Raw genomic sequence first — 11,747 nt, forward strand, 5'->3', positions numbered from 1 at the left:
AAGCGCTGAATAATTGAAAAATTTAACCAATATGAGAATACTTTATACCCTGCTGGCCCTACTGCTTACCCTTACAGCTAGTGCCCAGCAAAACCCTCAGTACTCACAGTATATTTTTAACAGTATGTCCATTAACCCGGCGTACACGGGCAGCAAGAACATACTTAACGTAAACGCCTTTCACCGCTCACAATGGACGGGCCTGGAAGGTGCACCCACTACGCAGTCGCTGAATGTGGACGGAGTTACCGCCTACGACAGACTGGGCCTTGGCCTGGGCATCACGCGCGACAAAGTAGGGGCGCAGTCGGTGCTGTCGGCTTACGCCAATGCAGCTGTTAAATTGCCGGTAAGCGCAAATGGCGTGCTGAGCTTGGGTTTGGCAGCCGGCCTGGTGCAGAACACGATGGATGGTACCGAACTGGGCATTGAGGATGATCCTTCTATCCCAAACAGTAAAGAGGTGACCATAAAGCCGGATGTGAAACTGGGCATGTACTTCCACACCGAGCGCTTTTATGCCGGCCTGTCAGCCTCTGACCTGGTGCAGTACAAAGACATGCAACTGGTAGAACCGGAGCGTCACTACTACTTCACCACCGGTTATGTGTTTGACATGGGCAGCTTCGTGAAATTTAAGCCAAGCGTGCTGATCAAGGAAGATTTCAAAGCACCTGCCAACGTGGACCTGAACGCCTTTGTATTGCTCGGCGATAAGCTATGGCTGGGCAGCTCGTACCGCACCAGCATGAACCTGATGAACAAGAACGAGGAGGTAGATCCGGTACAGAAGCGTACGGCCGTAGCCCTGATCGCCGAACTGCAGTTGATGAAGTCGCTGCGCCTGGGCTATGCTTACGACAAAATGCTCAACGACCTGGACGGCTTCAACACCCACGAGATCTCGGTAGGCTATTACTTCTTCAAAAAGAAGGATACCAAAATGCTGACGCCGCAATACTTTTAACAGATAGCTTATACTTCCATGAGATATAGATTTACACCAATATACTTGTTGATTGCCGCTATGCTGGGAGCGGCTCCGGTAGCACAGGCACAGTCTGAGCTGCGCAAAGCCAACAAACACTACGAAAACTATGAGTTTGCCCTGGCACTGGACCAGTACAAGGCAGCCATCGCCAAACGCCAGCCCGATGCGCAGACAACACAGCGTATAGCAGACGCCTACCGCCTTACCCGCCGCACCTCCGAGGCTGAAGTATGGTATGCCAAAGTAGTAGCGCTGCCTGGCCGCGACCCGATGAGCCTGTACCACTACGCCGAAGCGTTGCGCAGCAACGGCAAGTATGATGAGGCCAAAGCGCAGTACATGCTGTGGGCCGATGAAATGCCGCAAATGGAAGAGCGGGCACAGCAGCTGATGCAGGCCTGTGATAAAAGTATGAAGTGGATGACGCAGCTGCCGGTAGCTGAAGTTACCCGTCTGCAAAGTATAAATACAGCCAATTTCGCTGATTTCAGCCCAATGAGCTATGGCAACGGCATCATCTTTACCTCTGACCGTGGCCTTAGAGGCGACAGCAAAACAGACATCTACGGCTGGACAGGCAGGCCTTACCTGCAACTGTACACTGCTGATAAAGATATGAACGGCAACTGGGGCGCCCCGGTAGCGCTGCAGGATGTACAGACCAGTCAATACCACAATGCCACAGCCTCTGCTGCTGAAGATGGAGGTATGCTATACTTTACCAGAACGCAGATGGTGAAGAAACGCGAAACCGGTGACATAGACCCGACCAGCTGGGTGAAAGATAAGGAAGAAGTAAAAGAGTACGTGAACCGCCTGGAGATCTACTCTGCCAAGCGACAGGGCAGTAATCTGAGCAACATTCAGCCGTTCGCCTTCAATAAAGTTGAAGAATATTCGGTTGGCCATCCTGCTTTATCGCCCGATGGAAAGCTGTTGTACTTTGTGTCGGATATGCCCGGAGGCAAAGGAGAGACCGATATTTATTTCGTGGAGCGCCAGGCCAACGGAAGCTGGAGCGAGCCAAAAAATGCAGGCCATGTTATTAACACATCTGGACGCGAGAGTTTTCCGTATGTAGATAAAAACGGCAAGTTATTCTTCGCCTCTGATGGGCACATTGGCATGGGTGGTCTGGATATCTTCTCTGCAGAAGGTAATCATGCTGCCTGGACAACAGTAAAAAATCTTGGTCACCCGATAAATTCTCCGCAAAACGACTATGGCATCATGTATGACAAGGCAGGAGAAACCGGATTACTGTCATCTAACCGTGACGCCGCAGATGGCACAGAAGATATTTTCAGCTTTACCATGCTGCAGAAACCTGTAGTGCTGGCGATTACCACCCTTGAGCGCAAGCAAAACGAAAAGAAGCGTAATATTCAGGTTCCGCTTCCGCAGGTAAGTATAACTGTATCGCAACAGAACCTAAACGATTCGGTTATGGTTATGTCAGATGAAGGGGGTAAGTATTTTATGGATGGCCGCATGGGCAATACCTACTCCTTCCTGGGCTCCAAAGACGGTTACCTGAAGCAATCTGTACAGGCAAAGGTGCCTGATACGGCTCCTGATACCGTGCATGTAGCGCTGCTATTCGACCGTAATGAAGTGAACAAAGCCATTGTACTGGAGAATATTTACTACGACCTGGATAAATGGGACATTCGTCCGGACGCTGCCAAAGAGCTGGATAAGCTGGTAACCGTGCTGGAAACGAACCCTAAGATAAAAATTGAAATGAGCGCCCATACCGATAGCCGCGAGAGTGTTAACTATAACCAGCAGCTTTCAGAGCGCAGAGCACAGGCCGCTGTCGATTACCTGGTATCAAAAGGCATCGACCGCAACAGGCTGACGGCAAAAGGTTATGGCAAAACCAGGCTGAGAAACGGTTGTACGGATGGCGTGCAGTGCTCAGAAGAAGAGCATCAGCTTAACAGAAGAACAGAATTTAAAATCAAGTAAACTTGATATAAAGATCTCATTAGCTTTCATAGTTTGGAAAGGCTCCGCAGATTCTGTCGGAGCTTTTTTATTTACTACTACCTAAAAAATAACCCATGCCTTTTGCCTTCCGTTCTCATTTCAGCCAACTTGCCGCTATGAAACTGAGATCACCTTTTTCCATACTTCTGCTGTTGTTCCTATACTTGCTATTTCCAGGAGGCGTATTTGCGCAGGCATTGCTGAGCGGTCAGGTAAGGGACGCCCGTAGCCGCCTCCCCCTGGAAGGCGTTACAGTGAGTGCCAATACCGGAGAACAGACGCTTAGTAACAAAGCAGGGCAATGGAGCCTGCAGTTGCCGCCGGAGGCAGCAAGTATAAACTTTGCTTACCTGGGCTATACTCCGCAGGTGCTGCAAATACAAAGTATAAATAGCAGGCAAACCATTCTGTTGCAGCCGGCAGCGGCTCAGTTGGGGGAAGTAGTGGTAACCGGCTACGAAAGCAACCGCCCCTTGCTGCAAACGGCAGGCGCCCTGAGTGTGGTGGAAAGTGAGGTGCTGCAACGTTCCGATGAAAGCTCCCTCGTACGGGCAGTGAATACCCTTCCGGGCATACGCATGGAAGAAAGGGCAACTGCTAGTTACCGCATCTCCATCAGGGGCAGCTCACTGCGCTCGCCTTATGGTATCCGCAATGTGAAAGTATACTTTGATGAAGTGCCGCTGACCGAAGCTACTGGCGTAACCAACCTGAACGTGTTGGACGCTGCCAACTTCAGCCGGATAGAGGTGCTGAAAGGCCCTGCGGGCAGTATTTACGGAGCGGGTACAGGCGGTACCATGCTGCTGGAGCCCCGTCGTGCTGCCCCCGGCGAGCACGAGTTGCAGCTGAAAACTACCCTTGGCTCTTATGGGCTTCGGCGCTACATGGCCACCGCCAGCACAGGCAGCGACAAGGCAAACCTGCTGGTGCAGTATACCCGGCAGCAATACGACGGCTACCGCGAGCAATCAGCCATGGATCGGCAGGTGCTTCTGCTGAGCTCTGAATTTTATCCATCAGAGAGGAGCACTATCAAGGCTAATGTTATTTACTCAGACCTGTACTATGAGCTTCCGGGTGGGCTGACGAAAGAGCAGTATGAGCAGAACCCGCGGCAGGCACGCGGCGGCATGTTCGGGAGCGTTGTGCAAAATGCGTCTATGAACCAGGAAGGGGTAAACGTGGGGCTTTCGCAGGAGTACCGGTTCAGCGACAATTGGAAGAACACTACCGCCTTGTATGGTTTGTTCCGTTTCCGCGACCACCCATTCAACACCGATTATGAACGAAACACAGCCCAGGAGTACGGCGGCCGCACCAGCTTTGCCTGGAATACCAACTTAGGCGCTGTGGGTACTACCCTTACCGCTGGCGGTGAATACCAGCACGGCTTTGCCGTAGACAGAACCTACGACAACAACAAAGGCAGACCAGACTCATTACGCTCCGACGATGAAGTGCTGGCGAAAACCGGCCTGCTCTTCACTCAGGCAGAGTTCACATTACCTGCCGGCTGGATAGCCACTGCTGCACTCAGCCTCAACAACACCTCCTATGAGATTACAAGGTTACACCAGGCAGTAAGTGGTGGTGAGTACCGCTTTAATCGAAACTATGACGTTGTTTTATCGCCACGGGTAGCGCTTCTGAAGCGGCTAACAGATCAGGTATCGCTGCATGCCAGCGTAAGCTCCGGCTTTTCGCCACCCACTGAGGAAGAGATTTTAACCTCTAACGGGGAGCTAAACCAGCAACTGGAGCCGGAGAAAGGTATAAACTACGAAGCCGGCATCCGCGGCTATACGTTGGGGCGGCGCCTGAGCTACGATCTGGTAGGCTTTCACTTCCGGTTGCGCGAAACCATCGTGAGCCGGCAGGACCTGTCAAGTATAGCCGTGTTCCGCAACGTGGGAGCTACCGCCCAAAGCGGCCTCGAAACAGCCCTGGCTTATACTATAATAGAAAACGTGGAGCTGCCGGTAAGTCTGCTGAAAGTATGGGGCAGCTATACCTACAGCCATTTCCGTTTCAGAGATTATCAGAAAGACGAGGCCGACCTGAGCGGAAACAAGCTGACAGGTGTTGCCCCACATACCGTTACAGCTGGTGTGGATCTGGCTACCAAACTGGGGCTATACCTGAACCTGACAGCAAACTATGTAGACGAAATACCTTTAACAGACGAAAATACGTTTTTTGCTGACGCATACTTTGTGGTTGGTGCACAGGCTGGTTTCCGCAGGGAGCTGGGCCGGCATTTTGCGCTGGATGTGTTCGGAGGTGTAGAGAACCTGACCAACCAGAAGTATAGCCTGGGCAACGACCTGAATGCTTTCGGAGGTCGCTATTTTCAGCCTGCCGCTCCTCGCAACTACTATGGCGGACTTTCCCTAAAGTATAAATTTTAGTAAAGCTGGGCCGTTGAGCTCTGATTAATGCCCTCGCTCGCGTCCTGCGAGTGTGCGCCATCCAGCGGACTTTGGCCGTTTTTCTTCGGCACAAGTGGCGGGACGCGAGCGAGGGCGCTGGGCGGCATCTCCCTAGAATTTAAACTCTAGTAAAACCTTTTACCTGGTTGGCATGGCCTCCTGGCCCGGAGGATATTGCAGAAGTATGTTGGTTACAGAGCGCCTGATCTTTCGTTCGTCGGTTTGCACAGGCACTATTTCGCCCTCTGCTGATCCGCGCCATATCAGTTGATTTGTATCAGGATCAATGAAATCGATGAGAAGGGTGCCTGCAGGATATCGGGTTATACTTCTGTAATCAGGAAATCCGCTGACATCGTAGTTAAACCGGTAGCCATACCAGTGGCTGTATCCATAGCCAAAGCCGGGCGAAAATTCTGCGTTTGCTTCCTGGCCCGGAGGAACTGCCACATCATAGGCAATTAGAAAATCCGGTTGCTCTGCATCCGGTCTGAGGCCTTTCTTTACCAGTTCTGCCTCCACAGCTGTTTTGATGCGCCTATCTACCTGCGTGTCGAAGCCAGTCTTGCTTTCCAGGTTATCCGCTGCCTCGGCTGGGTACCAGGCAAAAGTCCTGTACCGGTCGAAGCTGGTTGCACGACCGTAGCTGCTCTGCACATTCATGGTAGGCGTACAGCTGATGGCCCAAAGTATACTTGCCAGAAGCAAAAGCAGGCTTTTACTTTTTGTGTCGATGTTTTTCATAGCATAGTTCGTTTAAGTGACAGTGCATGTACAAGTATACGCCGTTGCCAGCCAGCCGGTAAATACAGGCAGGAAGTATAACATGCTGAAGCATAAACAAAAACGCCTGACTCAGCAATGAGTCAGGCGTTTTATACTTGAAGTAAGTATGACTTAGCCGATGGCTGTCATTTCCTGGTTTTGTTCGTTGTAAGCTTCTACCGGAGCACAGGAGCAAACAAGGTTACGGTCGCCGTAAGCGCTGTCGATGCGGCTAACGGTTGGCCATACTTTGTTGTCGCGCAGGTAAGCCATCGGGAACACCGCTTTCTCACGAGTATATGGTCTGTTCCAGCTTTCTGTCATCACCACTTTAATCGTGTGCGGCGCATACTTCAGCACGTTCTCTTTCTGATCGGCTTTGCCTTCCTCGATCTCGCGAATTTCTTCACGGATAGAGATCATAGCGTCGCAGAAACGGTCCAGTTCTTCCTGTGCTTCCGACTCTGTTGGTTCTACCATCAGCGTACCCGCAACCGGGAACGATACCGTTGGCGCGTGGAAACCATAGTCCATCAGACGCTTTGCGATATCCTCTACCTCTACACCGAACTTCTTGAACTCGCGACAATCGAGGATCATCTCGTGTGCGCAACGGCCTTTAGAACCTACATACAGTACCGGATAGTGCTTCTCTAAACGTGCCTTAATGTAGTTCGCGTTCAGAATAGCCACTTTGGTAGCCTCTGTCAGACCTTCGCCACCCATCATTGCAATGTAAGCATAAGAAATTGGCAGGATAGAAGCAGAACCCCAAGGTGCAGCCGATACCGCATTGATCGCGTCCTTACGGCCCAGATCAACTACAGCGTGGCCAGGCAGGAACGGAGCCAGGTCTTTCACCACACCGATTGGGCCCATGCCAGGACCACCACCACCGTGAGGGATACAGAAGGTCTTGTGCAGGTTCAGGTGGCAAACGTCAGCGCCGATGTTGGCAGGAGAAGTAAGGCCTACCTGGGCGTTCATGTTGGCACCGTCCATGTATACACGGCCACCGTTCTCGTGAATGATCTGGCAGATCTCGATGATGCTCTCCTCATATACACCGTGTGTAGATGGGTAGGTCACCATTAGGCAAGACAGCTCATTTTTATACTGCTCTGCTTTTGCACGCAGGTCAGCTACGTCGATGTTACCTCTTTCGTCGCACTTCACGATCACCACTTTCATGCCGGCCATAACCGCAGAAGCTGGGTTAGTACCATGTGCAGAAGATGGGATCAGGGAAACCGTACGGTGATGATCACCGCGAGACTCATGGTAAGCACGGATCACCATAAGGCCAGCGTACTCGCCTTGTGCACCAGAGTTTGGCTGCAGCGACATCGCGTCGAAACCAGTTACCTCGCACAACCAGGCCTCCAGGTCAGCGAAGATCTGCTGGTAGCCTTCTGTCTGATCAGCAGGAGCAAACGGGTGCAACTGACCAATTTCCGGCCATGTTACCGGGATCATCTCTGCCGTAGCGTTTAGCTTCATGGTGCAAGAACCAAGCGGAATCATAGAGTGTACCAGGGAGATGTCTTTGTTCTCTAGGTGCTTCATGTAGCGCAGGATCTCGTGCTCCGAGTGGTGCTTGTTAAATACCTCGTGTGTCAGGTAGTCGCTCTTACGGATCAGGCTGTCAGACCAGTTGATCTCCGTCTCTTCCGGAAGCTCATCTATACTTAATACATCGGCAGACTTACCAGCCACTTTCGCGAAAACAGCAAGTATAGCTTTCACATCTTCCAGCTCCGTGTTCTGGTTAAGCGAAATACCGATGTTGTTTTCTCCGAAATAACGGAAGTTAATGCCAGCTGTCTCAGCCTCTCTGCGGATAGCGTCTCTCAGCTCGGCGCTTTCAACAGCTACTTTCAGCGTATCGAAATAAGCTTCGTTCTGCTGCTCAAAACCAAGTGCCTGCAAGCCTTTGTCCAGTTGCTGTGTCAGCGCGAAAGTGTTCAGGCCGATATACTTCAGGCGACGTGGGCCGTGGTATACTGCATACATACCGGCGATAACCGCCAGCAGTACCTGCGCTGTACAGATGTTAGAAGTAGCTTTTTCGCGGCGGATGTGCTGCTCGCGCGTCTGCAGGGCCATGCGGTAAGCCTTGTTACCCTCAGCATCCACAGAAAGACCAATGATACGGCCCGGAATGATACGCTTGAAGGCATCCTTTGTAGCAAAGTAACCTGCATGCGGACCGCCAAAGCCCATTGGCACGCCAAAACGCTGCGTGGTACCTACGGCTGCGTCAGCGCCCATCTCACCCGGAGGTGTTAACAACGTAAGCGAAAGAATGTCGGCAGCAACGGCTACCAGCATCTCCTGCTCGTGCGCTTTCGAGATAAAATCAGTGTAATCGAACACCTCGCCATCGGCACCCGGGTACTGAACCAGCGCACCAAAAATGGTCTCGTCAGAGAAGTTAAACGCACGGTGGTCGCCTATCACCAGCTCAATGCCAAGTGGCGTAGCGCGCGAAAGCAGTACGTCAATTGTTTGTGGCAATACCTGCTCCGATACGAAGAAGCGATTCGCGTTCTTGCGGGAGCCTTTGCGCTGGGCATGGAACATGTTCATGGCCTCGGCAGCGGCAGTACCTTCGTCCAGCAGCGATGCGTTGGCAATTTCCATACCTGTCAGGTCCATCACCATGGTCTGGTAGTTGATCAGCGCCTCCAGTCGGCCCTGCGCGATCTCAGCCTGGTAAGGCGTATAAGCAGTATACCAGCCCGGGTTCTCCATAATGTTACGAAGTATAACCGGAGGCATAATGGTGTCGTTGTAGCCAAGGCCGATGTACGACTTGTACACCTTGTTCTTTCTGGCGATCTCCCCGAATTTCTTCAGGAAGTCTTTTTCAGAAAGCGCCTTTGGCAGGTTCAGCGGCTTTTTTAATCTAATGGCGGCCGGTACGGTCTCCTCAATCAGTTGGTCCAGTGAGCTTGCCCCAATGGTTTTAAGCATGTCCTGCATCTGCTCCTTGTCGGGGCCGTTGTGGCGCTCCTTAAAAACATCAGCAGGTTTGGTTTTAAGTATCATATAGATGAAGTATTGATTGGGAATTTTTGGGTTTCAGTTTTCCAGTGGAAGACAAGCCAAAGGCTCTCTTTCAACAATTTCTGCAAAAGTAATAGTAATTGTTTATTATATTGAAGCATGAAAGCTAAATAGTTCTGTGTGTGGCGCCAACACCTTATATATACTAATGGTATACATTAGTATATATAAGGTGTTGGCGCCGGTTTATGCACTACAGTACCACGGAGAGTAGCGGGCTTACAAATACCCTATCCTCCAGACTGCCAAACATAAAATAAAGAAGAACAATTCAGAAACACGCGCAGATGAAGAAAGTTAAAATCGGGATCATAAAAGAAGGCAAAGTACCGGTAGATAAGCGGGTGCCACTTACACCTAAAAAGTGTGAGGAGGCCATGCAGGAGTTTCCGGAGGCCCAGGTGGTGGTGCAGCCAAGCGAGGTACGTTGCTTCTCTGATCAGGAGTACGAAGAGCTGGGCATACCACTGCAGCAAGACCTGAGCGACTGCGACGTACTAATGGGGGTAAAAGAAGTACCCGTAGACCAGCTGATCCCGAACAAGACATACTTCTTCTTTTCGCATACTATAAAGAAGCAACCGCATAACGCCAAGCTTCTTCGCGCCATACTTGATAAGCACATCACTTTGATAGATTACGAGCTGCTAACAGACTCGCAGGGGCATCGGGTGGTTGCTTTCGGCAGGTATGCCGGCATTGTAGGAGCGTACAACGGTATACTTACCTATGGCAAAAAGTGGAACCTCTTTGATCTGACGCCAGCTTACCTTTGCCACGAAATGGAGGATATGCAGGAAGAGTTCTTTAAAGTGAAGCTTCCGCCTATCAAGATTGCCGTAACCGGTGGAGGCCGTGTGGCAGGCGGAGCTATGGAAGTACTGGATAAAATGGGAATCCGGAAGGTGAGTGTGTTTGACTACCTGTACAAACAGTTTAACGAGCCGGTATACGCCCAGCTGCACTCCGGCGACTACAACACCCGTCCCGATGTGGAAGTATGGGACTCTCCGGATTTTTATTCCAACCCTGAACTATACCAGTCTACTTTCCGCAAGTTCACCCGCGTTACCGATCTGCTGCTGGCCTGTGCTTACTGGAATCCGCGTGCGCCTAAACTCTTTACTGAAGAGGAGACGCGCCAGCCTGATTTCAAGATCGACACCATTGCCGATATTACCTGCGACGTGGATGGTTCTATACCTACTACCAAGCGCTCTACTACTATTCCGGAGCCAGCCTACGATTACAATCCTCAAACAGGTGAGCTCGAGCCAGCCTTTAGCCGAAAAGAGAACATTACCATAATGGCTGTAGATAACCTCCCCTGCGAATTACCCCGCAATGCTTCCCGCGACTTTGGCCGTAACATTATAGATTATGTATTCCCGCAGTTCTTTAATGGAGATGAAGGCGGCATGCTGGAGCGGGCTACTATCGCGCGCAATGGCGAACTAACCGAGAAGTATAAATACCTGCAAGAGTACGCCGATAGCGGGGTAAGTAAGGAAAGTATAAAACATGGATAGCTTCTGGGCTGAAGCAAGGAGGGCATACATTCTAATGCGCAGCATGTATAATAAGTACAGAAACCTCTAAAAAAGAGCCGGCAGAAAGCTTTGATAGAAGGGGAAAGCAGAGGTGAGCAGAGCGAAATTGTACAGGAACGACGCCATGTATGGAGGGAAGAAAACACAAGGTGAAATAATGGTCTTGTAAATGAGTGAGTTGTGAGAAATGTAAGCAAATTCGTTTTGCACCCCTTGCAAAGCCAGAAACAAGCCCTACCTTTGCACTCCCAACTGAGAAGAAGGGGAGAGGAAAAGGGGCTTTGGCAGAAAGCCTGCAGGGTAGTGAAAGCAGAAGGCGCAACTCCGCGGCAGCAACCGGAAAGAAAGTAAAAATAATTTTCCCCGGGTAGCTTGCAGGAAGAAAAACATTCCTTACCTTTGCAGCCCCTTCAGACGGAAGGCTTCTGAAAAGCAGGCAAAGGCAAGGCTGGTAACACAGCCTGCAGGGGTTGGAAAGGAGCGCAAAAGAGCAGCTGAAGAGAAAAAAAGTTTTCTTGTTTGCTTGCTTCGAAAGTAAAAAGCTTCTTACCTTTGCAGCCGCTTCACAAAAGAAAGCAGCACGGCTTCCGGCAGGGAGGCTGAGGGAAAGAAGAAAAAGAAAGAAAAAAAGAGTTGCAGAAACGAAAAACAATTCGGACCTTTGCACTCCCCAAACGACAGCAGGTCAAGTAGGGAAAACAACAGTAACAAGGCTTTAAGTAAGCCGCCCTTCTAACGAGAAGGGGCAAAGCAAGGAAATAGTCTTTGCAGAAGTTCTTTGAGAGATTGAGTGAGACAAAAAGAAAAATAGGTAAACCTTTACTTAGCGCAGAAGATTAAACTTTGCGTCAATTCTAAAAAAAGGAAAGGGCCACGGATCGGACGGACACATCAGCAACTTTGGTTGCAACGAGTATTTTATACAATGGAGAGTTTGATCCTGGCTCA

At 50.7% G+C, this 11,747-nt stretch carries 7 protein-coding genes; 5 read left to right on the top strand and 2 right to left on the bottom strand.

Annotation, left to right across the window (positions count from 1 at the left end; translation table 11 throughout):
- Positions 1-31: 31 nt before the first annotated feature.
- The 3 genes from MJ611_RS06730 to MJ611_RS06740 all read left to right on the top strand — a co-directional run bounded on the left by MJ611_RS06730 (position 32) and on the right by MJ611_RS06740 (position 5,394).
- A complete protein-coding gene (locus MJ611_RS06730; protein WP_250428743.1) occupies positions 32-967 on the top strand; it encodes a PorP/SprF family type IX secretion system membrane protein in 936 nt (311 codons plus the stop codon).
- Between the two features lie 18 nt (positions 968-985).
- On the top strand, positions 986-2,962 hold the full coding sequence (locus MJ611_RS06735; RefSeq protein ID WP_250428744.1) for an OmpA family protein: 1,977 nt from the start codon (positions 986-988) through the stop codon (positions 2,960-2,962).
- A gap of 137 nt (positions 2,963-3,099) precedes the next feature.
- Positions 3,100-5,394 carry a TonB-dependent receptor domain-containing protein gene (locus tag MJ611_RS06740; RefSeq protein ID WP_250428745.1) on the top strand — a complete coding sequence of 765 codons (2,295 nt, stop codon included), beginning with the start codon at positions 3,100-3,102 and terminating at the stop codon, positions 5,392-5,394.
- A 159-nt stretch (positions 5,395-5,553) separates the two neighbouring features.
- On the opposite strand, the gene MJ611_RS06745 is transcribed toward MJ611_RS06740, so the two are convergent.
- Positions 5,554-6,159, bottom strand: coding sequence for a DUF4136 domain-containing protein (locus MJ611_RS06745; RefSeq protein ID WP_250428746.1), 606 nt, complete (start codon positions 6,157-6,159; stop codon positions 5,554-5,556).
- Positions 6,160-6,312: 153 nt separating this feature from the next.
- A complete protein-coding gene (gcvP, locus tag MJ611_RS06750; protein ID WP_250428747.1) occupies positions 6,313-9,231 on the bottom strand; it encodes an aminomethyl-transferring glycine dehydrogenase in 2,919 nt (972 codons plus the stop codon).
- Between the two features lie 305 nt (positions 9,232-9,536).
- Here gcvP and MJ611_RS06755 point away from each other — a divergent pair, with 305 nt between their 5' ends.
- Both MJ611_RS06755 and MJ611_RS06760 read left to right on the top strand, forming a co-directional pair.
- On the top strand, positions 9,537-10,778 hold the full coding sequence (locus MJ611_RS06755; protein ID WP_250428748.1) for an NAD(P)-dependent oxidoreductase: 1,242 nt from the start codon (positions 9,537-9,539) through the stop codon (positions 10,776-10,778).
- A 491-nt stretch (positions 10,779-11,269) separates the two neighbouring features.
- On the top strand, positions 11,270-11,518 hold the full coding sequence (locus MJ611_RS06760; RefSeq protein ID WP_250428749.1) for a hypothetical protein: 249 nt from the start codon (positions 11,270-11,272) through the stop codon (positions 11,516-11,518).
- Positions 11,519-11,747 lie beyond the last annotated feature (229 nt).

This window comes from Pontibacter ruber (genome assembly GCF_023630205.1).
Taxonomy (GTDB): Bacteria; Bacteroidota; Bacteroidia; order Cytophagales; family Hymenobacteraceae; genus Pontibacter; species Pontibacter ruber.

Excerpts from the sequence above, each read along its gene's own strand:
- MJ611_RS06730 (WP_250428743.1), top strand. The coding sequence starts at position 32 with ATGAGAATACTTTATACCCTGCTGGCCCTACTGCTTACCCTTACAGCT.
- MJ611_RS06735 (WP_250428744.1), top strand. The coding sequence starts at position 986 with ATGAGATATAGATTTACACCAATATACTTGTTGATTGCCGCTATGCTG.
- MJ611_RS06740 (WP_250428745.1), top strand. The coding sequence starts at position 3,100 with ATGAAACTGAGATCACCTTTTTCCATACTTCTGCTGTTGTTCCTATAC.
- MJ611_RS06745 (WP_250428746.1), bottom strand. The coding sequence starts at position 6,159 with ATGAAAAACATCGACACAAAAAGTAAAAGCCTGCTTTTGCTTCTGGCA.
- gcvP (WP_250428747.1), bottom strand. The coding sequence starts at position 9,231 with ATGATACTTAAAACCAAACCTGCTGATGTTTTTAAGGAGCGCCACAAC.
- MJ611_RS06755 (WP_250428748.1), top strand. The coding sequence starts at position 9,537 with ATGAAGAAAGTTAAAATCGGGATCATAAAAGAAGGCAAAGTACCGGTA.